This is a genomic window from Citrobacter sp. S39 (genome assembly GCF_009495675.1).
GTDB classification, from domain to species: Bacteria; Pseudomonadota; Gammaproteobacteria; order Enterobacterales; family Enterobacteriaceae; genus Citrobacter; species Citrobacter freundii.
On the sequence record NZ_CP045556.1, the window covers coordinates 133,348 to 159,808 of the forward strand.

At 43.3% G+C, this 26,461-nt stretch carries 29 protein-coding genes; 22 read left to right on the forward strand and 7 right to left on the reverse strand.

Annotated elements, in window-relative coordinates; translation table 11 throughout:
- The first annotated feature begins 8 nt into the window (after positions 1-8).
- The gene (locus GFB57_RS23760; RefSeq protein ID WP_009652915.1) at positions 9-1,199 is read left to right on the forward strand and encodes a hypothetical protein; all 1,191 of its coding nucleotides are present in this window, start codon (positions 9-11) and stop codon (positions 1,197-1,199) included.
- A gap of 35 nt (positions 1,200-1,234) precedes the next feature.
- Positions 1,235-1,423, forward strand: coding sequence for a hypothetical protein (locus GFB57_RS23765; RefSeq protein ID WP_007372207.1), 189 nt, complete (start codon positions 1,235-1,237; stop codon positions 1,421-1,423).
- Positions 1,424-1,460: 37 nt separating this feature from the next.
- Here the strand turns inward: GFB57_RS23765 and GFB57_RS23770 are convergent, their stop codons facing one another.
- The 3 genes from GFB57_RS23770 to GFB57_RS23780 are packed head-to-tail and all read right to left on the reverse strand — an operon-like array spanning position 1,461 to position 4,351.
- On the reverse strand, positions 1,461-2,435 hold the full coding sequence (locus tag GFB57_RS23770) for a hypothetical protein (RefSeq protein ID WP_016241600.1): 975 nt from the start codon (positions 2,433-2,435) through the stop codon (positions 1,461-1,463).
- 23 nt (positions 2,436-2,458) lie between these two features.
- Positions 2,459-3,574 carry a toxic anion resistance protein gene (locus GFB57_RS23775; protein ID WP_007372209.1) on the reverse strand — a complete coding sequence of 372 codons (1,116 nt, stop codon included), beginning with the start codon at positions 3,572-3,574 and terminating at the stop codon, positions 2,459-2,461.
- Positions 3,575-3,580: 6 nt separating this feature from the next.
- The gene (locus GFB57_RS23780; RefSeq protein WP_016241598.1) at positions 3,581-4,351 is read right to left on the reverse strand and encodes a hypothetical protein; all 771 of its coding nucleotides are present in this window, start codon (positions 4,349-4,351) and stop codon (positions 3,581-3,583) included.
- A gap of 170 nt (positions 4,352-4,521) precedes the next feature.
- Here GFB57_RS23780 and GFB57_RS23785 point away from each other — a divergent pair, with 170 nt between their 5' ends.
- From GFB57_RS23785 to GFB57_RS23815, 7 genes are all read left to right on the forward strand, one after another.
- Positions 4,522-4,938 (forward strand): hypothetical protein, encoded by a 417-nt coding sequence (locus tag GFB57_RS23785; protein ID WP_016241597.1) that lies wholly within the window; start codon positions 4,522-4,524, stop codon positions 4,936-4,938.
- A 4-nt stretch (positions 4,939-4,942) separates the two neighbouring features.
- Entirely contained in the window at positions 4,943-5,671 is a 729-nt protein-coding gene (gene lepB, locus GFB57_RS23790; protein ID WP_007372211.1) for a signal peptidase I, read from the forward strand.
- A gap of 6 nt (positions 5,672-5,677) precedes the next feature.
- Positions 5,678-6,313 (forward strand): hypothetical protein, encoded by a 636-nt coding sequence (locus GFB57_RS23795; protein WP_016241596.1) that lies wholly within the window; start codon positions 5,678-5,680, stop codon positions 6,311-6,313.
- Entirely contained in the window at positions 6,310-6,618 is a 309-nt protein-coding gene (locus GFB57_RS23800; protein WP_016241595.1) for a hypothetical protein, read from the forward strand. The genes GFB57_RS23795 and GFB57_RS23800 overlap by 4 nt, the downstream gene beginning before the upstream one ends.
- Before the next feature lie 459 nt (positions 6,619-7,077).
- Positions 7,078-8,157, forward strand: a complete 1,080-nt coding sequence (locus GFB57_RS23805; protein WP_047715723.1) for a restriction endonuclease — start codon at positions 7,078-7,080, stop codon at positions 8,155-8,157.
- A gap of 232 nt (positions 8,158-8,389) precedes the next feature.
- On the forward strand, positions 8,390-9,718 hold the full coding sequence (locus GFB57_RS23810) for a hypothetical protein (protein ID WP_007372213.1): 1,329 nt from the start codon (positions 8,390-8,392) through the stop codon (positions 9,716-9,718).
- A 58-nt stretch (positions 9,719-9,776) separates the two neighbouring features.
- A complete protein-coding gene (locus GFB57_RS23815; RefSeq protein ID WP_016241592.1) occupies positions 9,777-10,469 on the forward strand; it encodes a hypothetical protein in 693 nt (230 codons plus the stop codon).
- 35 nt (positions 10,470-10,504) lie between these two features.
- Here GFB57_RS23815 and GFB57_RS23820 read toward each other — a convergent pair whose 3' ends face one another.
- Positions 10,505-11,077: a phospholipase D family protein gene (locus GFB57_RS23820; protein ID WP_016241591.1), complete on the reverse strand. Its 573-nt coding sequence runs from the start codon at positions 11,075-11,077 to the stop codon at positions 10,505-10,507.
- 261 nt (positions 11,078-11,338) lie between these two features.
- Between GFB57_RS23820 and traA the strand changes: the two genes are divergently transcribed.
- Positions 11,339-11,674 carry a TraA family conjugative transfer protein gene (gene traA / locus GFB57_RS23825; RefSeq protein ID WP_007372215.1) on the forward strand — a complete coding sequence of 112 codons (336 nt, stop codon included), beginning with the start codon at positions 11,339-11,341 and terminating at the stop codon, positions 11,672-11,674.
- Positions 11,675-11,722: 48 nt separating this feature from the next.
- Here the strand turns inward: traA and GFB57_RS23830 are convergent, their stop codons facing one another.
- A complete protein-coding gene (locus GFB57_RS23830; RefSeq protein WP_007372216.1) occupies positions 11,723-12,010 on the reverse strand; it encodes a DUF1294 domain-containing protein in 288 nt (95 codons plus the stop codon).
- A gap of 175 nt (positions 12,011-12,185) precedes the next feature.
- Here GFB57_RS23830 and GFB57_RS23835 point away from each other — a divergent pair, with 175 nt between their 5' ends.
- Entirely contained in the window at positions 12,186-13,661 is a 1,476-nt protein-coding gene (locus GFB57_RS23835; RefSeq protein ID WP_007372217.1) for a UvrD-helicase domain-containing protein, read from the forward strand.
- A gap of 39 nt (positions 13,662-13,700) precedes the next feature.
- On the opposite strand, the gene GFB57_RS23840 is transcribed toward GFB57_RS23835, so the two are convergent.
- Together GFB57_RS23840 and GFB57_RS23845 are read right to left on the reverse strand one after the other, a co-directional pair.
- The gene (locus GFB57_RS23840; RefSeq protein ID WP_290366980.1) at positions 13,701-14,600 is read right to left on the reverse strand and encodes a DsbA family protein; all 900 of its coding nucleotides are present in this window, start codon (positions 14,598-14,600) and stop codon (positions 13,701-13,703) included.
- A gap of 22 nt (positions 14,601-14,622) precedes the next feature.
- On the reverse strand, positions 14,623-15,192 hold the full coding sequence (locus tag GFB57_RS23845) for a hypothetical protein (RefSeq protein ID WP_016241589.1): 570 nt from the start codon (positions 15,190-15,192) through the stop codon (positions 14,623-14,625).
- A gap of 149 nt (positions 15,193-15,341) precedes the next feature.
- Between GFB57_RS23845 and mobH the strand changes: the two genes are divergently transcribed.
- From mobH to traV, 11 genes are all read left to right on the forward strand, one after another.
- Positions 15,342-18,044 carry a MobH family relaxase gene (mobH, locus tag GFB57_RS23850; protein WP_007372219.1) on the forward strand — a complete coding sequence of 901 codons (2,703 nt, stop codon included), beginning with the start codon at positions 15,342-15,344 and terminating at the stop codon, positions 18,042-18,044.
- Positions 18,037-20,013: a conjugative transfer system coupling protein TraD gene (gene traD, locus GFB57_RS23855; RefSeq protein WP_007372220.1), complete on the forward strand. Its 1,977-nt coding sequence runs from the start codon at positions 18,037-18,039 to the stop codon at positions 20,011-20,013. The genes mobH and traD overlap by 8 nt, the downstream gene beginning before the upstream one ends.
- 2 nt (positions 20,014-20,015) lie before the next feature.
- Positions 20,016-20,402 (forward strand): hypothetical protein, encoded by a 387-nt coding sequence (locus GFB57_RS23860; protein WP_009654243.1) that lies wholly within the window; start codon positions 20,016-20,018, stop codon positions 20,400-20,402.
- Entirely contained in the window at positions 20,387-21,037 is a 651-nt protein-coding gene (locus tag GFB57_RS23865; protein WP_007372221.1) for a DUF4400 domain-containing protein, read from the forward strand. The genes GFB57_RS23860 and GFB57_RS23865 overlap by 16 nt, the downstream gene beginning before the upstream one ends.
- Positions 21,038-21,121: 84 nt before the next feature.
- Positions 21,122-21,415, forward strand: a complete 294-nt coding sequence (locus GFB57_RS23870; RefSeq protein ID WP_007372222.1) for a hypothetical protein — start codon at positions 21,122-21,124, stop codon at positions 21,413-21,415.
- Positions 21,412-22,230 (forward strand): thioredoxin domain-containing protein, encoded by an 819-nt coding sequence (locus GFB57_RS23875; RefSeq protein ID WP_007372223.1) that lies wholly within the window; start codon positions 21,412-21,414, stop codon positions 22,228-22,230. The genes GFB57_RS23870 and GFB57_RS23875 overlap by 4 nt, the downstream gene beginning before the upstream one ends.
- A gap of 49 nt (positions 22,231-22,279) precedes the next feature.
- Positions 22,280-22,564: a type IV conjugative transfer system protein TraL gene (traL, locus tag GFB57_RS23880; protein WP_007372224.1), complete on the forward strand. Its 285-nt coding sequence runs from the start codon at positions 22,280-22,282 to the stop codon at positions 22,562-22,564.
- Positions 22,561-23,187 carry a TraE/TraK family type IV conjugative transfer system protein gene (locus tag GFB57_RS23885; RefSeq protein ID WP_007372225.1) on the forward strand — a complete coding sequence of 209 codons (627 nt, stop codon included), beginning with the start codon at positions 22,561-22,563 and terminating at the stop codon, positions 23,185-23,187. Before traL ends, GFB57_RS23885 begins: the two co-directional genes overlap by 4 nt.
- A gap of 159 nt (positions 23,188-23,346) precedes the next feature.
- Positions 23,347-24,465 (forward strand): type-F conjugative transfer system secretin TraK, encoded by a 1,119-nt coding sequence (locus GFB57_RS23890; RefSeq protein ID WP_016241588.1) that lies wholly within the window; start codon positions 23,347-23,349, stop codon positions 24,463-24,465.
- Between the two features lie 4 nt (positions 24,466-24,469).
- Complete coding sequence (locus GFB57_RS23895; protein WP_007372227.1) at positions 24,470-25,867, forward strand: TraB/VirB10 family protein; 1,398 nt, start codon at positions 24,470-24,472, stop codon at positions 25,865-25,867.
- Complete coding sequence (traV, locus tag GFB57_RS23900; RefSeq protein ID WP_016241587.1) at positions 25,864-26,430, forward strand: type IV conjugative transfer system lipoprotein TraV; 567 nt, start codon at positions 25,864-25,866, stop codon at positions 26,428-26,430. The genes GFB57_RS23895 and traV overlap by 4 nt, the downstream gene beginning before the upstream one ends.
- Positions 26,431-26,461: the final 31 nt, after the last annotated feature.

Sequence of the window (26,461 nt, forward strand, 5' to 3'; positions counted from 1 at the left end):
GCAAGTGAATGAAGAAGAAATTACCGTCATGGTCACCAGCTGAAGATCTGAAGCTTATAAAAGGGCTTAAGGATGGTTACTCATTTGCAGCGCTTACGTCCATTCTTGGATACAATGAAAGGATAATCCAGTTAAGATGTATCGAGTTGGATTTATACCTTCTCATAAGAGAAAATCTCTCCGAGCCTAACGAAATTACCCTCAAGCCTAACTCTTCAATCAGAGTGCCACCGGCTGAACCAGCTTCAGGTATAACTCTTAAAACCCTGCTAGATAATGGATGGGTAGCACACTGCATAAATGGTGAAAATGTTCTGTACTCTCCAGAATGGTGGCGAACAAGAAACACAAGCCTGTTAGTACCCGAAGATGAGGATACTGATCAGCTACATAAGAAAACATCTTCACACCTCATTACCGGTAAACCGTGGACTCCTGACGATACTCGGGTCTTACTTAAGGCGATACAACATGGTATCAGTAAAACGGCACTTGCCGAGCTTACCTTAAGAAGCCATCAATCCACTCTTCAGCAACTTATAGAGCTTGGAATGATTACCGTGGGCGCTGAAGACGATTCATCTAGTACGGTTATATGGTTAAATAAAAAAATAAGTTCTGCGAAATTATCAAAAAAACGTTTTCTTGATGTCCTGCCACTAATCGAATTCGGCTGGCACATTGATGGATTCGACCTTACCGCCCCAGATTGGTGGAGCAAGCATATAGTGCTTAATGAAATTATCTATGAAACCGTACCAGATAAAACCATTTCAAATTACCCGGCCAGAACTGACATTGATTGTGATAGTGAAAAACCACAACAAATTAAGGAAAGATCAGTGCCTGAACGGAACCAAAGAGAACCACAAAAACCAGCCAAATGGGTATGTGGAAACTATAAGTTTTTAATTACACTTCTATCTGAGCATCGTTCAATAGAAGTGATTGCCAAGAAAATGAATAGGACAGATGGCGCGATTAGGTCACGTCTACAGCATATCGGTATAACGCGTTACGAGAAACCAACAAAACCTGGTGAAAAAGGAAGTGTCATTAAAGCTACATCAATTTCTACAGATATCTTCAGAAACCAGCCATTTTTTGTGAAGAGATTACTCATAGATGCCGGATGGTCTGAAAAAAACAATGAATTGCATTGCCCGGTCTGGTGGAGCAATTATCCACACAACGTTTAACGGGCTTAGTCACGAACTCTACCCTGGAGAACTATATGTTTGATTATTTTAACAGACCATTTGACACTTTCGACTGGGCGCTGATTATAGGATGCGGAATCCTTTTTGTCGGGCACTTTATCTGGAAAATCTTCTTCAGCGATGAAGGCCGTAGGAAAATTGATAATGAAGCGCCGCCTCCAATCATGACTCAGAAAGTAGATGATGAAACGGATGGTAAATAAGCACACAAAAATAAAACGCCCTTAAGGGCGTTTTATTTTATTTCGACAGATATTTAATATTAGACTCTATCAAATAAGTAAGCCTACGGCCATTTCTAACCGTCAGCAGTATAATCACCACAAAAATTACGGCAAGTATAAAAAATATTAGAGCAGTACTTTTTATAATATATTTAATATAATTGGATTTAAGATCATTTCCCGACTTCCAAGCAGAAAGAGGATTTGAAGCAAGCGCACCAGACTTGTAACCAATGTCATAAATATGGTAATCAATAGCTTTATAAAGTTGTGAATCAAACAGTGTGTTTTTGTCTTTGACACTATCCTCTTTATATTCAGGCATTAACAAAACCAAGTTTCCAAGATGATTTTTATAATTGCTATCAGATACTTTTTCAGCAGTAATTATTACACCTCTGAGTAACAGGCCATCGATATCTCCCAGTTTTTTTGCAGTAGCTGGTTTAGGATCTGCAAGTGCTTTTTCAACTGACTTTCTTAGTAAACTCCCTCTGTCTCCATAGATTTCATACAAAGAGTCCAAGTCTCCAGTTTTCATAGCAGTACTTATTTTGTCGGTATTGTATTTATAATTATGAGGCTCATCACCAAATGCAGCAATAAATAAATTAAACCCTACAAACAATACTATGCAACTTGTCATTATCTCAAGTTGTAAACCATTCCCATTAATAATTGCCCCTAGTATTACAATCAATATACATACACCCACACCAACTCTTCCATATATGGAAATAAATGATCCTATCGTATCAAAAGCATTTTCAGGAACTAACTCATTGGAGCGTAGAATGTTGAATATATCGTCAGAAACCTGTTTGACTTGCTCATCTACTGGCATGTCTGATGGAATACAAAACCATAATATTAGAAATATAATAGCGAAGATTAGAGATATAGCTAAGGTAAAATATATAGCTCTATCACGCTTCCGTCTAATAGCATTCTCAACATCATCATATGGATTACTTTGTCTGATTCTAGCCATAGCACATCCTCTAAATTTAACTATTATTTGGAAGACAGTTCTTTTGCTACCATAAAACGCTTCTCCTTCCATTGCGCTGCGCGAGCTTCAAGCTGGGTATGTTGCGTCTTGGCTCGGTCGTGGATTTTTTTAATTTCTCGACCGGCCTCATTGATCTGGTTTGATATGTAATCAATTGTCTCAACATCATATACAGTACGATTAGCTGTTTTGGCTACACGAATACTGCTCTCTTTTACTAACAAAGCTTGACGTCTGGCTTGTTGATTTACAGAATCACCAATTGCCTGAATCAGTAATGAGCTTTTATCACTCCTTTCGGCCTGGTCAATAATAAGATGGCTGCGTTTAGAAGATGGTATCGTTACTTTAATAATAGTTTCAAACTGGTCTACCATCGAGAGGTTATTGAACTTCATCATTTTCATCATCTTTAGGTCTTCAAATGCCTTTTGTTGTTCCGTGATCATGTCATTTCGACGTTTTGTTATGAGGGCGATTTGATGTTCAATATTCATTGCTTCCATGCTCAGCATGGTATTATCAGGCTGATTTTTTAGTTCCTTACGAATAGAAGCCTGAACTGTTTGTAACTTCTCCAGAATGTAATAGGCAGCTACAATGTTAACCCCTGTATTTTTTACACTAGTTAAAGCTTGGTCATACATTCCATCAATATTTTTATTCATTTCAAACAACCCCTCCGATATGCTTTCGATATCCGAGGTTAAAATATCGATTTGTCCTTTAACTGAATCAAATCTTGACATTGCACTAAAATGAAGACCGATGGCTTTCATTATGAAAGGCCCAACATACGGTATCCGTGACAGTTTCTTTTGAAGATAACTTGGTTCGACTGCATTACTGACTTCACGAGCCAGTGCAACAATCTCATTCAGAGTCTCTCCCTTCTTGCCCTGAGATGATGAGCTGACGCTGAGAAGGAGGTTATCAAGATAATTAATATCAGTAGTGTCCTCCAATCGTCCAAAGTTATGCGCGGCATCAATATCACCAATCTGGAAAGATCTGACTGCATCTTTTATTGATGATTCCATACTTACATCAACAGCATATTTATCAAATTCCTTAGCCACTTTGACATCTAATATATCAATACTATTTATGATCTTCATGTTATCTCACCTTATGTTCTTATTTAATTTATTGACCAGCTTCTTGAATTTTTCATGAGCCACTTCATCAATACCACTACAAACACCACTGGCGTTGATGTTCTTAGCCTGCCCTTCCCACATAGGTAATAAATTATCTTTAATATCTCGAAGGCTATCTTTTACATCGACAGCTGTTTCATAGCTCATTTGTGCTTGAACCTGACTTAGTTTTAAACCAACAAGAACTCCCTGAAAGTTATTAACTCTTATCCGTAGCCTGTTAATTGCCATATATTCATTGCTTGTGACACTATAGTCACACTCGTTCTTATTTTTCAGATATGACTCAACAACATCTATGAAAACCTCTAGCTGATGAATATCTTGCGCATAGATTGCCTCCAAACCCTTCGTGATTTCAGCATGAGCGGTTAGCATTTTGAAATGATCAGGTATCCGTTCGCATAGTTTCATAACTACTTTGTTATAAATATCTAGCTGGGCTTTCCGTAAGATTTCGGAACCTGTTAAATGATCGAACATCCGACGAAAAAGATTCTTTTTTCCCTTTGAGAAATTGACTTCCGCTTTTGTCATTGCGTCTATGAGATGGTAAATTTCATCTAAGAGCGACTTTTCAATATCACTCATCTTAACTGCTTCATCAATTGACATTTCATGCCCATTGATGTTGAGGACACATTTTTGATTTGAAATAAGCTCTGGCCCAAATCTATCGTAACTTAATGGGTCTTTAACAAAGGCTTCAACCATCTTAGTGGCATCACTGCTCATTTCAATTCTCCACAAATTTCGATAGAAAAAATTTACCATGTTCTCTTAAACTATCGAAATTCCTGACCATATAATGTCCGTTTTTCGGGGTCGTTTTGCGTTCAAAAAAAGTCGGAGAAAATTTGTCTGTCTATAAGATGGTGTAAACAAGTATAACTATGGTGGATTTCATGGTTAAATTTATACCCATTATGGTGGTAGCGGGCAGAACGCAGGCCAACTCTATTGCCAGGTTTCTACTGGATTCAGTGCTGGTGTGGTCATTATTGTGCTGGCTCAATACAATTATTCCATTCTATGTGCCGTTGGTAATAACCATTACAACATGCACAATTTATGCACGAGTTGGTTATAAAGTATTTTTCAAGCCGTTAACCTTCATGAAAACTAGAAGTTTTTATGTCGATGCTGAAAAACCAACAGTTCAACTCAATTACACATTAGCTGGTGGGCAGGCGAACCAATTTTTCACTTTAGCCCAAAAAACCACCAGCATCCATTTTGTTTACCTTTTCACCTGTCTCGTATACCTGTTTTTGGGTAAATCGCTCTCTAATTACGCAAAAAATATTAAGCGTGGTATATAACTCCATGAAACCGTTAATTATTGTTTTTATCATCTCTGCACTTTACCTCTCTTATCAGCTGATAAGGTCTCGTCGTCCAAAACATTGGTTGATAGTTTCCTCCTCATTGTCGCTTGCGGTTATTGTGTCCTTTCAGTTTCTCGGCGGTGTATTCCTGATCCCGACAGAATCCATGTACCCAACTATAAAACCTGGAGACTTGGTTATCGCTCAGCGTGTAGGTGGTTTATTCGATCATCGCGCTATTAGGCGTGGGGACGTACTCGTTTTTAACGCCCCTTCTGTTCCCGGCGTTTACTATGTCAAACGCGTATTAGGTATTCCTGGCGATACCGTCACATACAACGAAGAGAAAATCTTCTCGATAAACGGTAAACAAAACGGAAACCAGATTAAAAAAGATGGTTTTACTACTCAATACCAGGCAGATACCGACACTGCCGGTCAAAGTTATATCTTCCAGACAGATAACCGTATCGGCTACGTGAAAACGGGTAAGAAATGGATCATTCCCGAAGGATACTACTTTATGGCCGGTGATAACCGAGACCATTCGCTTGATTCCCGTTACTGGGACAATCCCCCTGGCACACCTAGGAACCTCAGAGGTCTCATTCCCCATGATAGTCTCGTAGGGCGAGTAAATTTCAGGATCGTCAATTTAGGCTTTCTGGCGCGTGGGGATTCAGGTGACCGTTCCATTAAACAACGACAGCAGCCGCATCAAAGGTAATCAGTCATGATGATCGAAACCTTTTACAAAACCAATAATGTGGAGGTCAGAAGCACTTACGAGGAGGTACTATCTGCCTACCAATTGTGGTTCAGGTTAACAAACCAGCTCTGTAACGATGAAGGATTCGAAGGTTTTACTGCTCATGATTTTTGTGTGCCTGATTTGTTTCTGCGATCAGTCGAATGCCATATCCAACGTGTGTCTGGTTTCCGTCAATTCAAAGAGCAATGCTTAATTAGCCCCGACAATACTATTCCTTTTGCCCTAAGAACAGACCATGAACATGGCTCTGCGCTATTCAATAGGTTTAATGATATATCGAAGTCTGCACTGACATCGCTGGGTATCGATCCAATACGCTTTGGTAACCCACCATTTGGTTTTGCGAAGGCTGTATTTTCGATTCTGAAAATTCACCATGAAGCAAAATTAAATGGATTAGTTGGGTACAGCCAGTTGTGGGCACTTGAAAACCAGTTCGACGAAATCCTGTTTGTTTGTTCTCTACCCGTAGCAGGCTGCGGGAGAATTCCATTTTATGAGGCTCCAGCCATCCCTCCTTACTGGATACCCATCACGGGAACTGAAGCCATCGACCTCTTTAATACCCACAACACCAAAATGAGGAAGAGAGAATGAAATCTATCACGACTGTTCTTTTATGCTTCCTTATCCTGGGTTGTGGAAGTCGGGATAAATTACCAATTCCCGCAACCAAGGCAATAAACGCGCTTCCAGATGCGATGGCAACCCTTTCTAATGCTGGTCTCTGGAATGAAAATGAACTTTCTGGCGCTGAATTCCTTGAAAACAGTGACAGAAGTATGATAGTTGCGAACTTAACGAGCGTTCCATGCAGAATGGTGTTCAGTTACGTCAAGACTTCAAATCATCCTTATTGGATGCCGAGCCAAATTGCTTGTGAGGGAGATGAGAATGATTAACTAGATACACTGATATGCTTCGTCAATCGCTACACGGTGGTATTCTGTTATACAGGCCTGTAAAGTGTATGAGGAAACCATGAACTCTCTACTCCAGCGTGTTGTGATTTACGCCATTGTGATTCTGATATGTAGCGTTTATTGCGTTCTGTACTTTGTGCCGCTCACTTCCATAAAGACGATCAACGCCATAGGCATTGCAAACTTAGTGGTACTGGCGTTACTCACATGGTTGTTAGTAAGACCACGGTTGTTCCAATTGTGGGGTGGGTATCTTGTACTGTCAGCAATTTATTTAGGTGCGATTTACCCTGATTTTCCATATGTTGAAGAAATCATCGTTTATACATTTGCCCTGATTTGTTTATCAGTCATGTTTTACGATGTATTCATTGATAACTGTAATGGGATACTGAGGCGCACCTTTCTTAGAATTAATTCTGAATGAATGGTGACCATATGGTTTTTAGAAAATTGGCAGCAAAAGGAATGTCCCGATGCGCCAAATTCCAGTGGTGCTTTTTCCTGCTAGCGTCATTAGCTTTATTCTTTCTACATGATGGCCCGTTGGTCATTGCGGGCCTCTTTATTACACAATTGTCTCTCCAGATGTCGATGACCCGTACAGGAAAGGAAGTCTTCGGCGTTATTTTTAATATCCAGTCATGGAGAAACAGTGGTGCTAGCCAGCAAACCTATTTTTTCCGGTGGTATATCGGCTTCCCGATTTCCTGCTTGCTATATATTCTTTCTCTTACTAATTATGTGTACGTTCCAGGCGATTTGTATTATCAGTTTATTGCAAGCAGTACTGATGACCTAGCACTCGTAATGAATCGTTTTGCTGTAGGCGTGAGTAACATACTCCCTGAAATCCTTCGAGGCGCATCTCTAACCCTTTCGATGATGATGTTTGTCGCAACATTGCTAAAAAATGTACAACTTGCTGAAGTACGTCGAATTTACTCCTCCATTCAGGATGGAAATGATTCCCAGAAAATTCTCTCGAATATGACATGGGAGCAATTCGAAAAGATTATAAGACTGCATTTCGAACTCAATGGCTACAAAGCAACTCTGACTAATACAGGAGCTGACGGCGGAGTCGACATTCTGCTGCAAAAAGATGGTCGCCGCGAAATGGTACAGTGCAAATTATGGAAAACCAGCAAAGTAGGAGTCTCGGTAGTCCGCGAAATTTACGGTGTAGTGCAAGCCAATGCATATGAGCGGGGTTATATCATCACCTCTGGGTTCTTTACTCAGGATGCATGGGAATTCGCTCTTAGCGCAAATGTTAAAGGAACATTATCGCTTATCGATGGTTCCAGACTTCTGAAAATAATCAAGGATAAAGAAATCCCCCCGCCTGCCACTGAGATAATAAATGTTGGTCCAGGTGAGAATCAAATATACGATCTTAATGTCATACCTAGCTGTCCCCGTTGCCATAGCAAAATGGTTAGAAGAATGTCGGATGGAAATTATTTCTATGGTTGCTCGGCTTACCCAATTTGTAAAGGAACCCGTAACCTCTAGAAATCTATTTTCAAGAAAACCATCTCATTTTGCGGTCGTTTTCAGGCCGCAAAATTTCGAGAGCTACCTCCCTCAAGATATAATCCGTTTATTATCGCGAGAGCATATTTTCCTAATCAATTCCGGGGCAACCATCTCACGCGATTATGGGGCTTTCCATATCATGCTCACTTTCATATACACCGTGAGTTGGGGCTTCGGCCAGAACGAATAGTGATCAACGAGGTTTTCAATGACGAGTGAAAAACGTGGCACAAGTGCTGAATACGGCCAGGAGAAATTACGCGAACGCGCAGCGCAGAATGCTGGAGATGAAACCCCCAGTGTTAAGGCGCGATTTTCTAAAAAAACCTTGAGTATCCTGGTTGCCGGTATCTTTGCGGTAAGCACATTAGGCGCATTTATTTTAATGAATGGTAAACCAGACAAAGAACCGAACCTATCTATCGTCGAAGTTGCAAAGAGTGGGATCAGCGTTAACCCGGATATTGCAAAACAACATGGTATCGATGTGGATGACGATGACCTTGATACCGATGAGGCTGGGCCTCAGCCAACACTGACACTTCCTATCACAAATAATGAACAGGAACCCGCATCAGCGCCCCCTGATGATGATAAAAGTGAACCTACTGTCACAAAGCAAGATAGCGCCGGTGTTTCCCCTGCATCGTCTGATAATCTTGGCGATCAGATGCTAAAAATGGCCACAACCACGCCACCAGCTAACCCGGATGCAAATTCACCAGTTGTATCTAAGTCAGATCCTGCTACGCAGTCATTGGTTGACTCAATTAAGGCTGAACCTGGGTTTACTGACGGTAGCGAGGTTTCACAAAACGCAGAGCAACCTGGAACGGTTGAGATAACTCCTGCACAGGAAATCGCTAAAAAAGCACTATCTGGGGCCACTAGTGAAGCCCCGGCTTCAGCTCCAGTTACAGCAGAACCAAATCAACACGCTGCGGCGCAGACCAACCCGGTTCAAACACCGCCATCACCTACCACACGTGATATTGCAGGTGTTGAAAACATCACTAAAGATACCTCTGGCCATCAAATTGACCCAGCTGAGTTCGGTTATACGGAACCCACTAAAACTACTGCTACGTCAGACTATAAAGCAGCATCAGAAGGCTATACAGCCCAACAGTTTGTTGTTCAGGAGAAGAATGCGCTTACTGGCGCTGACCTGGACTATAGTGGGCACTTTAAAACTGTTGAATACAATTCGCAGGGACAAAATACGGTATTCGTTTATTCAACCTTTTCATCAAAAGTATTCTTGTTACCATCGAAAGGTAAGGTCAACGTATACCTTTCTGATGAAAAAGGTTGGTCAGTCTCACTCCTCCCAGGAAATATCCTGCGGGTACAGCGTTCTGAAAACAAGGGGGCATGGTCGCAGGCAACCGACCTCTTTGTACTCAATGGCGAAAACTCCTACTCGTTGATTCTTCAGGCTGTTGGCGATCCTGATAAACGAACCGATTCCCTCAAATTCACAAAAAAGGAACTTTCTAAGCAAACGGACAAGTTGGCCAAAAAATCCAAAGCCTGACTGTTGAATTGAAAATACGAGCGCATCTTTGGTGCGCTTTTTTTTCGGGAGAAGTTACATGACAGATTCATGCATCGACGGCTTAAGGCTGGTTTCGACCAGTTACCACATTGGTTTACCCTGGATTGAATGGTCAGAGGCGAGATCCTACATCGTATGCCGAGCACTGGTAGATCAGGGAGTAATTGCCGGAACTGCTACTATAGGAACACGTCGAAAAAAGGTCAAAGAACGCATCAATCCAGGAGATCGTGGGTTATACCAAGTCACTGAAACTCAGTACGGATGGATAGCACTTAAGGGTGGTGGCGTGATCGATCCCTGCGGCTTTCTTGGTAACTCTTTTTCCGGCCCGGAACCCCAGTTTTGTATCCTTGAGAATGATGAGTGCTATATCAGGGGTATAAATCCTGTTCAGTGCCCGAGAACTCACTTACCTGAACATCTTGTAAGTGATGAGTTATTCCCGCTAACACGCGGTGTTATGCGCGATACATGCAGCCGTCTGCTGGGTTACAGGTTGCATATACAGGGATTGACTATGTCAGAGGCAGCATACCTTCTGTCGAGACCGCTTACCGATTTTGACCGGTACAGCCGCCTGGTATATGAATACTTTATTAAAATGGGACTAAGCAGCATTATGCCATTAAGCAACATCAAAATGCTGCATCCGAATTTAGCCCGTAAAGGTTGGCGTTCATTTTATAACGACCTGGATATGGACGAACTTGAAGCGTTTCTTAAATGATAAAATCAGGGTTCATCCCGAACCCTGATTAAAATTCAATAATTAGGTATGTAATCCACACCACCAGTCCAACGAGATTCCCAGTGGGCCAGATACAGCGCTGTAACATCTGGTGCGTTATAAAGTACAAGGCTATTTTCACTATTTTTATTGAAAGCCGAACTTGAGTAATTATAACTACCGGTTTCAACAGATATCCTATCAACACACAAATACTTATCATGGTGCAGAAGAAATTGATCATTCGTCCGTAACGGAATGCCCGCGTTAACTACTGTATTCATAGTCGAGACTGCATATCGGTTATTATTTTGCCCTTTGTCAACTACGATCCTGACATCTACTCCCCTTCGGTGAGCATTAATTAATGCTTTCGCAATTACGGGTGACGTAAAAGAGTATGCCGCCATACGGATTTCCTGCTGAGCTGAATTGATCAGATCCAGTATTGCTTTCTGTGCAGACCCTTCAGGTGAAAATCCGACAACGACTCTAACGCCACCAGCCGGTAGCATTACTTCTGTTGGATTATCAGCCTGTGCAAAAGTAGAAAAAAATAATAATCCCAACGATGTCAACGTACTGACCAACACCTCTGATTTCAACATATCCACCTCGTTTAAATGTGACACTAGTAAAGTTGGCTTTCATACTCAAAAAGAAGTTTTCATCCAGATTTTCATATATGTTAATAGACACGGATAAATGTCACCTTATATCACACATTGCTATTGTATAACGCCCTGCTTTAACAATGAAATCAAACAAAACAAATTTTATATTAATAAAGTTCCCGGCTCAAACTCGTTAAATAGCTGGAGAACATCCAAAGATCGAAATTATTAAAACTCGTTATTAAGGATGTTTAAATGAACGCTATCAAATTTGAGAAGTTTAAAACCCCGCTGGTGATCACCGGCATTCTGATTCTTGCCATTGTTACCGCTCACGCTTCTGGTTCAACCCAGGCAGGTTTTGACGATGTATGGCTCAAAATCTCTGATTACATGCAGGGTTCTCTGGGTAAGGTGCTGATCGGTCTTATCGTTCTGGTTGGTCTCGCAGCTGCTGTTGTACGTCAGAGTCTGATGTCACTGGCGGTTGCTGTTGGTGGTGCGATCTCCCTGTACTACTCACCGGACATTATCAATGGCATGATGGCCGCATCCCACGCAGTGCAAACCACTTTACCGGCATTCATGTAACCATCATGGATGTAAAAAAAACCGGCTCTGGCCGGTTTTTTTACATCTTCATATTTTATTTCCCGCCCATAGAAAATTCCATAATCCGATGTAAAGAACTATCCAGACCGCAACGATAACCCGGAACCGACGTTGGTAAGCACTGCGTGTTTTGTGTTTAAACATTCGTTGAGCAATGAAACAACCTGGCCACCCGCCCAGCACAATGAGCGCATCCAGCGTCAGTTCATCCACACGGTACTCGCCAGCAGTCGCGGCCTTTTTATCTTTGTAATAGATGTAAATCGAAATCAGACTCCAGATTGACATCCAGACAAAGGACGATAAATAAAACATAGATTACCTCCTGTTGAGGGCCGCAGTAATAGTTTGATGGTACTATCTTATTGTATTACTCATGAACAGATAAATTTGTATTCTTAAAAATGGGTACAATTTGCCCCCATTTTTAAATCATTCGCGCCGTGTCAAAAGGTACTATGAAACGATATCTAACATAAAGGTAATTCTGATGCCGGTAACTGATGAACAGAACGTGATCATAGGTTTCAAACCTACACCTGGCAGTATTGTTTCAGTACAGGCATACGCGGGGTCTGGTAAGACCTTTACACTAAAAGAATTCGCGGATGCAAACCCCTCACTCAAAATTCTCTATATCGTTTTTAATAAAGCTATTAAAGATGATGCAAAAAAGAAATTCCCAAAAAACGTCGAGTGTAAAACATCTCATGGTTTGGCCGTGACCCGGTACAAACACTTTGCTCATAAATACAGACAGTTTATATCCGTGAGCGAATACCGCGCAATGATGGGTGAAGATGACTGGAGAGTGGTTAAGCTTGCAATAAATGGGCTTACCCATTTCATGAATTCAGATGAACACGAAATTACTACTGAACACGTACTTAAAGACTTAAGTAAAACCGATAAAATATCTCAAAGCAGGTTGGATCAAGCGCTACGTGCAGCAAAACGTACATGGCAAATGCAATCTGACCCACTCAACGATGCCTATTGCTCACCGAATACCATCCTCAAGTTGTTCCAGTTATCGAACCCAGCCCTAGACCAGTTCTACAATGTCATTCTCTTCGACGAATCGCAGGACGCAAATCCGGTAACGATCGATATCGTTCTTAGAAACAACTGCTGCAAAGTTTTTGTCGGCGACCAGCACCAAGTGATAAACCGCTGGCGCGGTGCGGAAAACGCCCTTGAGATTGTTGAAGACCACGGGGCTCAGGTTATGCGCCTGACTAAGTCATTCCGGTTTGGGCCTCTTGTTGCAGCACTGGCCAACGTTGTGCTGTCAATGAAGGGTGAAACGTTCCCCTTGGTAGGCCTGGGTAGTCTTGATGCTATCGTTGAGCCATCGGCGATACAGGATCAAAACTTTTACGCCATCATCAGCCGCACCTACATGGGAGTCATACAATCTGCCTACGAGTCGATTATGTGGGGCAAACGGGTGATGTGGAATGGAGGTATTTCAAAATACCGTCTCGACGAGCTCCTTGATTTACATGCGCTAAAAACAGGTAACATTGCTGCTATTAAAAATAACCGTATCACTACGGAATACGGGAACTGGGCAAATTTTTTAGAGATCGCAGAAACCACCAAGGACGTGGACATGGTGCGGGCGATTAAGTTAATGGAAGTCTATGCTGATATCCCCGGGATGGTTGAGACCATGAGGATGAATGAAGCCAGAACAGAAAAGGAAGCTGATTTAATTGTTACCACAGCCCATACCTCGAAGGGAAAGGAATTTGACCATGTCATCATCAATGACGACTTCCCATCCATTATAGAAGCCGTTGTGATGAAGAAGCCACGGGAAGTAATTATTGACGAACTTAATCTGCTGTACGTAACTATTACCAGAACCAAGAAATCTGTAAACATCAATACTTCGTTAATGGAGCTATTAGAAGAATACCGAAGTCGTATTGAGCGAAATGTTTCAGTAGTGATAATCTGACAAAAAAAGCCCTGGTTAATTCAGGGCTCTTTTTTATTTCTATTTATCTTGTTGAGCTGGTGAGGCTTCGCCTGATGTGTCTCTCTGAGAATCGACAACCATAGACTGGATCACTTCAACGAATTTTGAGAAGGGCTGTGCGCCTACAACAGAGACTTCTTTACCGGTGACATTATCACGCACAATCGTGGTTGGTGTACCATCAACACCGGCAGCTGAACCGGCCTCCATATCCTGCTTAATGCGCTTAATCACTTCAGTACTGCCCATACAGGTATCAAATTTCGCCTGGTCTACCTCAAACAGTGCTGGGATGCTGTCCGCATCCTTAAAACCTTTACCGTTTGTTTCAGTATGGTTAAACCAATAATCAGTAACGGCCCAGAAAGCACTCGGCCCTTTCTGCTCCGCAATACACTCAGCAACAGCTGCGCCCTTCGATGCGACCGGCTCATGGAATGACATAGGGTAATGACGCCATTCCCAGTTAACAGCCCCGGCTGTCGCGGTATCAACGATATACTTCGGCGTTTCTTTGAAGCGTTTGCAGAATGGACACTCCAGATCTTCATAGTTGATCAACGAAAACCGAGCGCCAGGCTCGCCATAGATATAACGGCTATCAGTATTTTTATTTGCTTTGTCCCAGCCTTTATAGAGTGCCTTTCGTTCTTCCGCGAGCTTTTGGTCGGCGATAGACTTAAGAGCACCCTTTACTTCGTCCTGAATATTTCCGTTCACTCCCTGTTGAGCTGCGGGGTTCTTGGCCAGCGATGTACTAATTTTATCCAGCAGTTGATTGGTCATCACCTGGGTTTTGTACGAGATAAAACTAATTACCATCAACCAAACCATTCCGATTACAACAACGATTCCCCCGGCCCAGGCAAAAATTGTTTTATTTCCAGAACTGCACTTTTCATTTCTTTGCTTATCCATTGTACCCTCGCATTTTGATGGATTAGGACTTAGGTTGTTGGTTATCGATCTGCATCTGAATTCGATATTTCCGCAGCTCTTCCGGTTCACCACTGGAAAGCACATTTAATTCGTGGGCACTTAACCGATAGCCAGGTGTTGAGCAGTATTTATCTTTGATACGGAGGTATTCAGCCCTACTGGCGTTCTGTGTGTTATTAGGAAGGAGAAAGGTATTTTCCCCGCAAAATGCTGGGGTCTGTGTGAACGTGCCACGCGGCCCATTGGCATACTTTGTGTTTGCCACTGAAGTGAGCAAGACCTGGGTGTAATTGTCATGTGCCACATATCGCTTCCCGGATGGATCATTGATGGCATACGGACTCACGAGCGTATGCTCATACCCAGGGTAACGTATAGCCGCGCCACCGCGTTCTGTACCACGCCAGGATTCGGAGTACTGATACTGGTAGGGGTACTCGGCCCTGGCGGGGAGATTGCGCGTTTCGTCGAGGTAAGTACGTTGTGGCTTACCTGTCCCACTGCAACCGCTGGTGATTACGCCGGTAATAACCACCAGCAGGGGCAAAACAATTTTATTCGCCAATTTCATTGCTTAGTCTCCAATTGGATAGCAACGTCATTATCTTAATTTCTCACCCTTGACGTTATGTTTTATGAAGACAAAACGTCGTCATTTTCCAGCACGATTTTTTTCTCAATCGGTTAACTTACAAGGTACTTAACCGGAGAAATCTTTTAATGCTGAGACACATTAAAAATATTCTGAATACTTTTTTGCCTGATAACAAAAAGGCTACCACTGATCTATTCGGTGACGAAATCGATATGTCAGTAGATGAAGAAATCGGGAAACTCATTTCATCACGAGATAATATGCGCTATCCGGCAAGCGAAATCGGATTCCCGGCTCAAGTACCGGGTGAGTACGTATTACGTCATTACCAGAAACCACTTGTGATGGCGATTAAACGAGAACTGGATATTAGGGACTCTGAGTTTAATCAGCTTATTCTTCCTATGCTGATAAATTTCGCTAACTTTGTTCACCTCTTCCCGGCATCCGAAAACCATCATCACCGTGCTGCAACCGGATTGTTGCGTCATTCATTGGAAGTGTGTTTCCAGTGTATCCGGCGTTCTAAAAACATCGAGTTTGATTCAATGGCGGTTCCCGTACATAAATCAAATCGTGCATTAGCATGGCGACTTGCAGTCGCAGCTGGTGGGCTACTTCATGACCTCGGGAAACCATTTACCGATTTTGAAGTATGGAACGAAGACGGGAAAATTCACTGGCCTCCAGGCCATGAACCAATCCATGTCTGGGCAAAAGAGAACAATGTAAAAAGATACTATCTTGTATGGAAACCAGGCCGTCACCGCCAGCATACCTCCAGCACGAGCAATATGTTGTTGATGATCATGCCAAAAGAAATGCATGTTTACCTTCTTAACGGCGGGAATGATATTTTCAATGAATTGACCCGGGCACTGAATGCCAGTGCGCAGCTCAATGCAGAAAAAATCAGTGGTCAGGACGTTAAAAACAAGATCCTCACTACCATTAAGGCCGCCGACTCAGCATCCGTTAACTATGATATGCGGCAATACGCCGGTGATGCGATTCGTGCAAGCCAGTCAGGTGTACCTGCGGTTCAGCGTGTAGTTGATGCCATGCGCCATAGATTGAAAAAAGGAGATTGGATTCCCAACAAGCCAGGAAGCCCTGTATGGGTGACTACCTATGGCGTATTCATCGTCTGGGGTGTTGCGGTCAAGGATATTATTGAGACCGTTAGGAACTCCGGCGCTGTTATTCCACAAACCCAGAATAGTCTGGCTGACCTGATGCTAAGTTATCATCTCTGTCGACCAAACGTTCACCAGGACGATGACACTGCATACTGGCGTATTGCCCCTCATATCTTGAATGATAAAAGTTCAAGAGAAAGCAAAGACCCTAAAGTTGCGTTGAGCTGCATCCTTCTGATATCTCCAGAAGTACTATTTGTCGATACTGTTGACCCTCTACCATGCAGCAGCCGCATCCGTATTGAAGGTAAATGGGTGGAATACCTGACCGGGAGGCCAAACCAGCCAAAACTCGTCGAAAGCGAACCCTACATTGGTCAGAAGCCGGTTCCGTCAACCGGAATACCGAATGAGGTCGACCGCTCAGTTTTACAGGGCGGAACAATCATTGCTGATGAACAGGAATCTCCACTGGAGAGTATTTTTGGAAACCGACAGGTTACGCCGGAAAACGCCCACGAACTGCTGCATAAGCTCAATCTGCTTTCTGATGAGGACTACAATCGTGTAAAGGAAAGAAATACCAGTACCAAAAATCAAAAAGATTGTCTGGATGACACTAATTCACCAACAACTGAGCTGGCGGGCAGCGGGGAATCAAAAGGGCTCAAAGATAATCAACCAAAGCCAGTGTCGGAGAATAATGAACCCAAGCGCCGTCTTTCCCTCAAAGAAACCCTGGCATCGGCACAAACAGAGATTGAGTTCTCTGTACCCAGTTCACTTATAAAAGAACCAAACCATAAAACTCTGAACGAAACCCTTGAGTTTCATTCAATCATCAACTCGTATAATAGCAACGAACCAACTTCAAGCGATGCATTGGATCAGACCCAGCCCTCACCTACCCGTCAGGCATTAAAGGAAATTCAGCTGCACCAGGATGCTGTCGATACCGGCATTCAGTCTGGTGAGGTAATTGATGATTATTCAATTTACGAAGATTATGATTCCATGTGGCAGGATGACGTGAAAGCTGATAACGATTTTGGTTACTCGGCTCATGCGGATACTTCGGCCAACATACCGGCTAACGTAAAATTTTACGATAAATTTAGTCAGCTATACGTATCTGGTCTTGAAGCGGCCAAAGAATTTCTCGTTAAATATGTTACCGACCACTCAGACGATCTTTTCATTGAATCAGGCCACTTAATCATTGCTATTGATAAAGATTTTGATGAGCGTAATTATGCTCTGCTTCAGGACTCCAACTGGTTATGGCAAAGGTTTATGGAAGCCCCAGCCCAGTATTATTTCCATCGTACTCAGAAGTGCTTATATCTCAGAAAAGAACTTAATAATGATATCGACTTGCTGATGGATGGGAAGTTTAACGATCTGCTTTACTCTGCTTTAACTGATGTTTCTGATAAAGATTACAACATTACAGATTTATGCAATGAAATGATTTCAAAAGGTATGCTGAAGCGAACCTATTCTGGAGAGCCTGTCATTGCCGTAAGCGTTGCCTTAAAGCGACGTATTGCGGATGAACTCGGCATTGATATTACTCAATTGCAGAAGATTATGCTGATGCACTTTGATTTCTATTCAAAGACCGGTGTTGACTACATTCTTCCTAATAGTGAACGAATGCATAATCAAATGGTGGATAAAGATGAGTGAGTGGAAATATAACTTACGTTGGCGCACAAATTTTGAAGGCCTTGAGACTCTTGGTTGGACAGCAGGTATAGCCGCAACTATCGGGGTTAATACACTGTTTAACATGCCATCTCTACCCTGTTACCTCTCAGTTGCAGTCCAGGCTGCTTATGGTATTCGTAGTCTCCCGGCAGCATGGGATATTTATACGCACAAACGCCGCCTGAAGCGAAAACCAAAACCACTCGTAATGGACATGAAATCATTTATCGAACAGATGATTCGTGAGCCTGACAGCTATCTTATTTGCAGAGGCTTTGAGTGGGGCCAGAATGAGGGTCAACTGGCATCTGAGTTGATAAAGCGTGACATAAAGAAATTTGTAGCCAAACCATCCAAAAATTTTATGGGCCTCGGCTGGATTCATGCGCTAGGTAAAAAAAACGAATGGATCGGAATTTCTGAAGAACTTTTATCGTTGCATACGCTTATAACTGGCACAACCGGCTCAGGCAAAACAACATATTTTAAACTACTTATTCTTCAAGCCGCACTAAAAAAACAACCACTAATCCTCATTGACCCCAAAAATGATGAAGAACTGGCTGAATGGATGAAGTTCTGTCTGGAATTGGTGGATCGCTCAACGAAATATAATTACGTTTCATTGGCGCATCCTGAAAAATCAGCTCGAATATCTCCAATTACTAACTACACTCAGGCTGGCGAGGTAGCTAACAGAATTACATCGGTTATTCAACGTGCTGATAGTACGAGCGATCCGTTTGTTTCATTTGGTATTATGTCATTAACTACGGTTGTTGAGCTGATGAAAATCTGTGAAATCAAACCGACTTTACGCAATATTAAATCACAACTGAGTGCTGACATCTCTTCATTAGCATCTCTATTGATTATGGCCATCACTAAATTCGGCCACAAGACTTTAGGAGAGTCCGATTTCGACATTATTTTACAGGCGAAAATTGACCGTTACTCGTCTAAAATTAAAGGCCCAAAAGAAATAGCAGAAATATGTGCAGACATTTACCGAAATGACATTAAAGGTAATAAAGGGAAAGGCGATACTTCAATTGAAGCCGGTATTGATATGTTCGGTCATCAGCGCGAACACTTCCAGAAAATGATTCTGAACGTGATGCCAATTCTTAGTCAACTAACTCAAGGGTTTATGTCAGAGTTGTTATCCCCTGACAGTGCTGATGAAGATGAACTGAATGATACTCGTCCAATTTCGAATATTCAGGATATCATCACTACCGGGGGAATGTTGTATTTGGGGTTAAATTCCCTTGCAGATGCTGAGACTGGATCTGCGGTCGGTTCTATTTTCCTGTCTGATATAACATCTGTTAGCTCGACTGTGTACAATTTTTTAAAACCTGGTGGTCAGGACTTGGCTTCTGTAATGGTGTTAATCGATGAAGCAGCTGAAGTTATTAATGACCAAGTTATTAAAATGTTGAATAAAACCCGTGGTGCTGGGTTCCGCTTATTTATTTCGTCGCAATCGACTTCCGACTTCGAAGCCCGTCTCGGTTCAGAAGCCAAAATGAAGCAGGTTATAACCAATACGAACCACTTTACGGCGCTACGCACACCAGATCCTGATGCCCAGGAAGCAGTCATGAAACGAGTACCACCGACAAAGTTCAAATATATTATGCGTGGTCATGGCTCCAGCGCAGGTGCAGATCCTGAACAAATCACCGGCAGTGTCGGGGAACGATTGATGGAGGAAGAAGGCGAGTTATTTCAATCTCAACTGCTAGGTTGGTTACCCAACCTCGAATGCATGGCCATAAATCAGGCTAATAAAATAGTAAAAGGTAAAGTCCCCGTCATATTAATGCCGAGGAATGAGTCCGAGTTAAGCGATGTCCGAACTATCGCTAAAAAGTACCTTTCAATCTACGAACGTCAACAAAAGGTTCGTGGTGAAAAATCACGTATCAGCGCCGAGGGGTAAATATGATTAAAACCAAAACTCTATTAAAGCGTAAAGATGATCAAGCCTCATATGACGGTTTGACCATGATCTGGCCATGTGTTGATGGCATCACTGGGCAAATGTTAGCTCTACTGAAAACCCTTACTCCTGATGAACGCGTTGGTGCAGCAGTGAGCTCCGCTATCAAAGCTTATCATCAGGACAACGAGCAGGAGCTGAATGACTGGGAGCGGCTTGCGATCTATATCATTGAGCTTGGCTTGTTCGTTTGCCGGGAACTTCAACACACGTTGAATTTCTGTGAAATTACTTCACGGATAAATCTCCCGAGAAAGCTAACCAACGAACTGATTATCCAGGCTGGGAGGAAGGCGAAGATTGGGGATATCGAATGTCTGATAAGTTGAATGAGGAAAAGTGGCCTAAGACGATAAAGACACTGATCATCTGGAGTTCGACGATTCTCCTTTTTATCTCTGTCTTCTTTCCGGTTGAGTATTTTAAGTCTAATGCTCTGAAAGAAATCGCATGGGGTCATAAAATGATAGGCGAAAAAGATTTCGTCATGGTATTGCAAAAGGCTCGCGACAATTATACTGAAGCATTTGTAAATACGGGGATTGATAAGGCGTTAAAGGATTTTTACCAGCTTCCTCCCAGCGACATGGCCAACCACGGCGGGCCACTGAAATACTTTGTTGGGCTTTTCCAGAACATTGCCGAGAACCTGAATTATTGGCTCTACATGATTATGTATCGTTTAACACTTGATATGTATTGGTTACCGTACATGGCCGTGGTCATCATCCCGTCTCTGTTTGCAGGGGTAATGCGGTGGATGGCAAAAAGATATAACTTTGGATATGCCAGTCCGTTTCTTAACCGTCGTAGCATGGTATTGATTGGCTGGGGTGTATATAGCGTTCTCCTGTCGCTTTTTATACCGTTACCTGTGCCTCCAATGATCGGGGCACTCATAATGATAGTAATGATTCCTATTGGTTCATCTCTACTTATTTCAAACCTACCAAAACGTATTTAACCTTAAGAAAAGCACCTCAATTTGCGGTGCTTTTCTTTTTCCTCAATATTTCATGTTTGTTAAATTAGCTGTGCGAGGTGATGCATGACTAATTCGAAACCATTTATTCTTTCTGCCCTGCTCTGCCTGACGTTTACCGTAGGGATGATTAGCTATTTGCTAATTTCTGATGTCCCAGAAAAAATCCGTATCCTCAATCAGAAGATCACGGCATCAACTTACCCTCAGTCACGGGATGTCCTGAACAAAGACATGGCTGAAATCATACTGCCCTATCTTAAAAAGCAAAAAGCTGCTGAGGCGTCTCAGGTCAAAGTCCAAAAGCCAAACGAAATCTATACGCCGGAACAATTGCAGCAATCAAGAGGCTACAAATGAAAAAGAACATTTTGAACTCTCTTATATTTGGAATTCCGCTCATGGTTATGGTAAGCACGGCTGCATTTTTTACTTACCAAATCGATAGACAGTCCCAACTTCTTAATGACCTAGCGATCGTTGCTGAGACTCACAAGCCCGTAGTAAACAACAAAAGCGAACTACTGGACGCATTTGCAAAATACATTAATGCAGCGGGCCTAAAACCTGAATCGCAGAAACAATCCAATGTCGGTTACCGGACTGGAAACAAACCCGATACCGCCTATGCGCCTTCTACGGACAACGAACGTATTTATGGGAACCCGGATGCTCAGTTCTATATCATTGAGTATTCCGATTTTGAATGTCAGTACTGCAAACAACATTTCCCAATCGTTATGGATCTCGTGGATTCATCACAAGGGAATATTGCGATGGTTTTCAAACATGTTCCTGTTCACGGGCAGGCTTCCCGTACTGAAGCTTTAGCAGCGGAGTGTGCTGTTGAGCAGGGAGGAAATCCATCTTTCTTCCAGTTATCTAAAGCGTTATTCCGCTACAGCCAATCTGACGGGCACGGTCTTAGCGCACCGCTAGACCAAATCGCCCGCGAAACTGGTTTAGACCCGAACCGCTTACTTGAATGTATCAATGCGGCCAGGCCGTCCAGCAAGATAGCCGACGACGTTCGTGAAGCAGGTCAGCTTGGTATCCAAAAGACCCCTACAAACATTGTTGTCTACGGTGATAAGTCAGCCATTGTTCAGGGCGCAGTAGATGGAGCAGGCCTTATGCAAATGATGGCTCAGCTTGCAGGCTCTGGTCAGAAATAGGCGCATTTTGTCGTCAATAAATCTGAAAAAATTCATATGAGAGGTCATCATGGAACCTGTTTATATTTCTCACTCGATTGACGAACCACCAAAGTTATTTTTTTGGTCGATTGATGAAGCCATGCCATTTTTCGTTGCTCTCGCGGTTGGGATTATCACTGGACGATTATTACCGATGATAATTCTGGGTGTTGTAGTTTCACGTGTTTATGGCGGTTTTCTGGCGCGAGCTTCTGAGAAATATTTTATGCACCTCTGTTACTGGAAATTCGGAGTCACATTCGGTGGTGGCACTTTTGTACCTGAATCCTTCGACCGGGAGTTTATTGTATGAATATCCATAATTTCAAAAAAGGGTTAGTTGGACTTCAGTTAGAAAACAAAAGTTTCAAGTTAATCTCTGCCTCAATGATTCTGGCAAACCTTGTACTTGGTTATGCTCTGTTAGCCAAAACACAACCCATCACTATTATTCCGCCAAACCTTACAGAAACAGCCTGGCTGGATGAAAAAGCCGCCAGCAGCTCTTATATGAAGGCATGGGCGTTATATATAGCCGACAGTTTTGGAAATGCTAACCCAGCCACTTTAGATCTACTCAAGAATTCTATCGGCCCGTTTCTTGACGCTTCAATTTACACAAAAGTTATGAAAGCAATGGACGACCAGATTGACCAAATTAAGCGCGACCGAATCTCGCTTTCTTTTAATCCGGTCGGGGTTATCACCGACCCGTTAGCAGTTGGTACTTTTTATGTCACCGGTAACCAAACTCTCGAAGGTATCACCGGCAAACCATCGACCACGCCAGTCTATTACGAGATTACTGTTAACGTAAAAGGCTACCGGCCCATTATTACGTTCATTGAGATAAAGAGTGGCAAACCGTTGCTGCCAAGTGAAGAAGATAAACACAAAGGTCAAAGGCAGAAATCTTCGGCAGCTCGAACTTCCTGACAGAATTTCGTTAGTTGATTTAACCGAGATATAAATCTTTAAGCGAGAGATTAATAAATCAGCAATCAGTAAACAAAACGGATGTGCCGAAATGAATTTTCTGATTGGTAATAGCCAATTTAAAAATGAACGTAGTGTTGCCACTTATCGGGGGGCTAAATGTTGAATAGTAAACGCATAATTATCCTGTTGCTTACCGCGTCGTCCACATTAGCGACCCATAGCGTAACGGCGGGCGAAATGTCTGTTGATCAAGGCATGGTATTTGAGCAGCCTGATGCGCAGTCGCAACCCAAAGTCACTGCAAAACTCGCCTCTCGACCAGCATCCTCAACTCAGGCAATGCTCAGCACAGAAACACGCCCATATCCTGACAACTATACACCACCAGCAAGTAACTCTATCAATGGCGGGAGTGAACCAGCTATTGATGGCCGTAATATTCAACCAGTACCTGCTGCAATTGCCAGTCCCGTTCCACTCACAAAAGAAGTCATTCCTTCTCGGCTGGAATATATCGTTGCGCCTGGCGTGAACACCCTCGTACCGATTTCGATTAACCAGATCAACCGGCTTGTTACACCGTTTGAACACCCTGTAGTGCAGAAAGTTAAACAGGAGGGTGTAACTGTAAATGTAAAAGATAACGCTCTCTACGTTTCCACCTCAGACAGTAACCCGGCAAGTCTCTATATCAGTGAGAAAGGTGACGAAAGTGTAGCGATCTCCGTGTCGTTAGTACCTCAGAAAATTGCACCGGTGCAAGCCACTCTCATGCTTTCACGAAAGCTGAACAACACGAGTACTTCTGGTGTTATGCCTGCGGCATATAACAACTATGGTGGAAGCGAAGTCAAAGCCAGGCGATGGGAACAGAAAGATAATTACATCGAGACGATTCGCAACATAATGCGAACCATCGCGCTTGGGGACATTCCACCCGGATACTCTCTGGGAAATCTCTCTTCAGGAGTTGGTATCCCGAACTGTAATTTCCGCACGGGTACTGACCAGGATCAGATTCGCTACTCCTTTGCAAATGGCCAGTATCTTCAGGGTAGTCAATTCAGTGTCATCATCGGCGTTGCACAAAACACTGGTTCATCAACAGTAATGGTTGATGAATCACTCTGCACCCATCCTCAGCTTGCAGCAAGAGCACTATGGAGTCGCAACACTCTCCAGCCTGGCCAGCGAACTGAAGCTTACTTCGTTATCCGCAACATCCAGCCAAACGAACAAGCTAACGATTCCATGCGCCCTAAACTCGCGGAGTAAAATCATGCTTATCCCCTTAAAAGAGAAATGGGCCTCAATTTCAGCAAAGCATAAAAAATGGGTTTTATGGGCTGGCGTATTTACTTTCGCCGTTCTTTTTTTGCTCTTGGTTATACCCGACTCAGCTGGCCCCCGAAATCGAGCGCCACAAGAAAAAGTGATTGCCAGCGTCCTTACCGATGGTGATACCAATGGAGTTAGCCAGAATGCTATTGCGGCGCGAATTCGCGCACTCGACAAGACCATTAAAGAGCAAGGTCAACTGATTAAAACGTTAACCGAGAAATATGGTGCTGATCAGACAGCTCAGCGTCTTAGCAATCTGGAGAACAACCAGAAAAAATCAGGCGCTGAGGTTGCAGCTATTAAGAAACGCGTTGATACCGTCTCTAACCCTGTGCCTTACTCACAACAGTCTCGCGGAGCGACACCACTGGCTGGAAACGGCCAACGTAACGTCCCTACTCTGTATAAACCTGAAGAGATATCTGCCCCTTCAGTTGCGCCAAGAAACTCAGGAAGTTTCAATAACGGGAAAACATTACAGCGCGTATACGAAGATGCGGCCCCCCCTGTCGTACCGGAACCCGCAGCAAACCAGCGTCAGCAGAAAGGGAAGGATGGCAAAGCAGTACCAAGCCAGGCAACTCCTGAAATCATCACTGTACAGGAAGATATTGAAGCCGCACCCGTTGCTGACGAAGATGATAACCCCGAGAACCAGACCTACCTTCCTGCAACGTCGATCATAAGTACTGTTTTGATTGCGGGGATGGATGCACCAACATCTCGTGATGCACGAAAAGACCCTTATCCGGCGCTGGCCAGGGTGAAAAAGGATGCAATTCTCCCAAACCGTTTCCGTGCAGATATACGTGAATGCGGAATGCTTGCAGCTGGGTTCGGTGATTTGTCCTCCGAAAGAGCTTATTTCAGATCGGAAGTCATAACGTGCATTCGGGATGACGGTGCAGTTTTTGAAGCCCCACTCGTAGCCTACGCTGTTGGTGAAGATGGTAAATCAGGTGTTCGTGGTCGACTGGTTACCAAACAAGGGCAATACCTGGCACGAGCCCTGACCGCTGGCTTCCTACAGGCTGCATCTCAGCTCTTTAACGTACAGAGTATTCCGACAATCAGTATTAAACGCGATGGAGATAGTAGTGACGCTACTCCTTACCAGCAGGTTATGAGCTCTGACGCACTCCAGGGCGCAGCAGTTTCTGGCGTAGGTGGCGCATTGAATCGTCTTGCCGATTTCTATATGCAAATGGCCGGTGACCTTTTCCCTGTAATTGAAATTGATCCAGGCCGTAGTGTTGATTTTATTGTGCAAAAAGGGGTCATGCTGAAATTCACACGTGTTACTTCAAAAACTCAAACCGTTGGGGGCAAGAAATGATGACGAAGAAAATTGTATCGGCATTGTTTTTAGTTAGTGCCGGTTTTGCGATGTCGGGTTGCTCACTACTGGGCCAGAACGATGAATATGGATGCAAGGGAATGCCCAATTCGGTCACATGTATGAATGTCCGAGATGTGTATGCCCTGACCGATGGAGATGATTACCAGGAGCAGATTGACACCGCATCTGAAAACCAACTTTCGGGAAAGCCTGTGGAGGTTAAGCGGCTGCGCACTACAGCCGGGAACGGTGGACGGAATACTGCCGATGGTGGTCGATACGTCCCTGTGCCTGCTACTGCTGCTGATCCTCAACCCATCCGAACGCAATCTATCGTCATGCGGGTGCTGGTTGACCCCTATGAGACCGCAGATGGAGACCTTAACGTCCCTGGCTACGTCTATACCGAGATTGAGCCGCGTCGTTGGGAAGTCGGTGCAAGAAATAGTGCCACATCAACTGCTGTTATCAGACCAATGTCTGCACCGGTTGCCGCTGCTCCAGCACAATCCCAGGGTGAGACATCACAACCTCCTCAGAAAGGGAGTTACATTAAATAATTGTCCAGTAGTACCGGTATACCGGTACTAC

Bases quoted from the DNA above. Each gene is read 5' to 3' on its own strand.
- GFB57_RS23760 (WP_009652915.1), top strand. From the start codon at position 9: ATGAAGAAGAAATTACCGTCATGGTCACCAGCTGAAGATCTGAAGCTT.
- GFB57_RS23765 (WP_007372207.1), top strand. From the start codon at position 1,235: ATGTTTGATTATTTTAACAGACCATTTGACACTTTCGACTGGGCGCTG.
- GFB57_RS23770 (WP_016241600.1), bottom strand. From the start codon at position 2,435: ATGGCTAGAATCAGACAAAGTAATCCATATGATGATGTTGAGAATGCT.
- GFB57_RS23775 (WP_007372209.1), bottom strand. From the start codon at position 3,574: ATGAAGATCATAAATAGTATTGATATATTAGATGTCAAAGTGGCTAAG.
- GFB57_RS23780 (WP_016241598.1), bottom strand. From the start codon at position 4,351: ATGAGCAGTGATGCCACTAAGATGGTTGAAGCCTTTGTTAAAGACCCA.
- GFB57_RS23785 (WP_016241597.1), top strand. From the start codon at position 4,522: ATGGTTAAATTTATACCCATTATGGTGGTAGCGGGCAGAACGCAGGCC.
- lepB (WP_007372211.1), top strand. From the start codon at position 4,943: ATGAAACCGTTAATTATTGTTTTTATCATCTCTGCACTTTACCTCTCT.
- GFB57_RS23795 (WP_016241596.1), top strand. From the start codon at position 5,678: ATGATGATCGAAACCTTTTACAAAACCAATAATGTGGAGGTCAGAAGC.
- GFB57_RS23800 (WP_016241595.1), top strand. From the start codon at position 6,310: ATGAAATCTATCACGACTGTTCTTTTATGCTTCCTTATCCTGGGTTGT.
- GFB57_RS23805 (WP_047715723.1), top strand. From the start codon at position 7,078: ATGGTTTTTAGAAAATTGGCAGCAAAAGGAATGTCCCGATGCGCCAAA.
- GFB57_RS23810 (WP_007372213.1), top strand. From the start codon at position 8,390: ATGACGAGTGAAAAACGTGGCACAAGTGCTGAATACGGCCAGGAGAAA.
- GFB57_RS23815 (WP_016241592.1), top strand. From the start codon at position 9,777: ATGACAGATTCATGCATCGACGGCTTAAGGCTGGTTTCGACCAGTTAC.
- GFB57_RS23820 (WP_016241591.1), bottom strand. From the start codon at position 11,077: ATGTTGAAATCAGAGGTGTTGGTCAGTACGTTGACATCGTTGGGATTA.
- traA (WP_007372215.1), top strand. From the start codon at position 11,339: ATGAACGCTATCAAATTTGAGAAGTTTAAAACCCCGCTGGTGATCACC.
- GFB57_RS23830 (WP_007372216.1), bottom strand. From the start codon at position 12,010: ATGTTTTATTTATCGTCCTTTGTCTGGATGTCAATCTGGAGTCTGATT.
- GFB57_RS23835 (WP_007372217.1), top strand. From the start codon at position 12,186: ATGCCGGTAACTGATGAACAGAACGTGATCATAGGTTTCAAACCTACA.
- GFB57_RS23840 (WP_290366980.1), bottom strand. From the start codon at position 14,600: ATGGATAAGCAAAGAAATGAAAAGTGCAGTTCTGGAAATAAAACAATT.
- GFB57_RS23845 (WP_016241589.1), bottom strand. From the start codon at position 15,192: ATGAAATTGGCGAATAAAATTGTTTTGCCCCTGCTGGTGGTTATTACC.
- mobH (WP_007372219.1), top strand. From the start codon at position 15,342: ATGCTGAGACACATTAAAAATATTCTGAATACTTTTTTGCCTGATAAC.
- traD (WP_007372220.1), top strand. From the start codon at position 18,037: ATGAGTGAGTGGAAATATAACTTACGTTGGCGCACAAATTTTGAAGGC.
- GFB57_RS23860 (WP_009654243.1), top strand. From the start codon at position 20,016: ATGATTAAAACCAAAACTCTATTAAAGCGTAAAGATGATCAAGCCTCA.
- GFB57_RS23865 (WP_007372221.1), top strand. From the start codon at position 20,387: ATGTCTGATAAGTTGAATGAGGAAAAGTGGCCTAAGACGATAAAGACA.
- GFB57_RS23870 (WP_007372222.1), top strand. From the start codon at position 21,122: ATGACTAATTCGAAACCATTTATTCTTTCTGCCCTGCTCTGCCTGACG.
- GFB57_RS23875 (WP_007372223.1), top strand. From the start codon at position 21,412: ATGAAAAAGAACATTTTGAACTCTCTTATATTTGGAATTCCGCTCATG.
- traL (WP_007372224.1), top strand. From the start codon at position 22,280: ATGGAACCTGTTTATATTTCTCACTCGATTGACGAACCACCAAAGTTA.
- GFB57_RS23885 (WP_007372225.1), top strand. From the start codon at position 22,561: ATGAATATCCATAATTTCAAAAAAGGGTTAGTTGGACTTCAGTTAGAA.
- GFB57_RS23890 (WP_016241588.1), top strand. From the start codon at position 23,347: ATGTTGAATAGTAAACGCATAATTATCCTGTTGCTTACCGCGTCGTCC.
- GFB57_RS23895 (WP_007372227.1), top strand. From the start codon at position 24,470: ATGCTTATCCCCTTAAAAGAGAAATGGGCCTCAATTTCAGCAAAGCAT.
- traV (WP_016241587.1), top strand. From the start codon at position 25,864: ATGATGACGAAGAAAATTGTATCGGCATTGTTTTTAGTTAGTGCCGGT.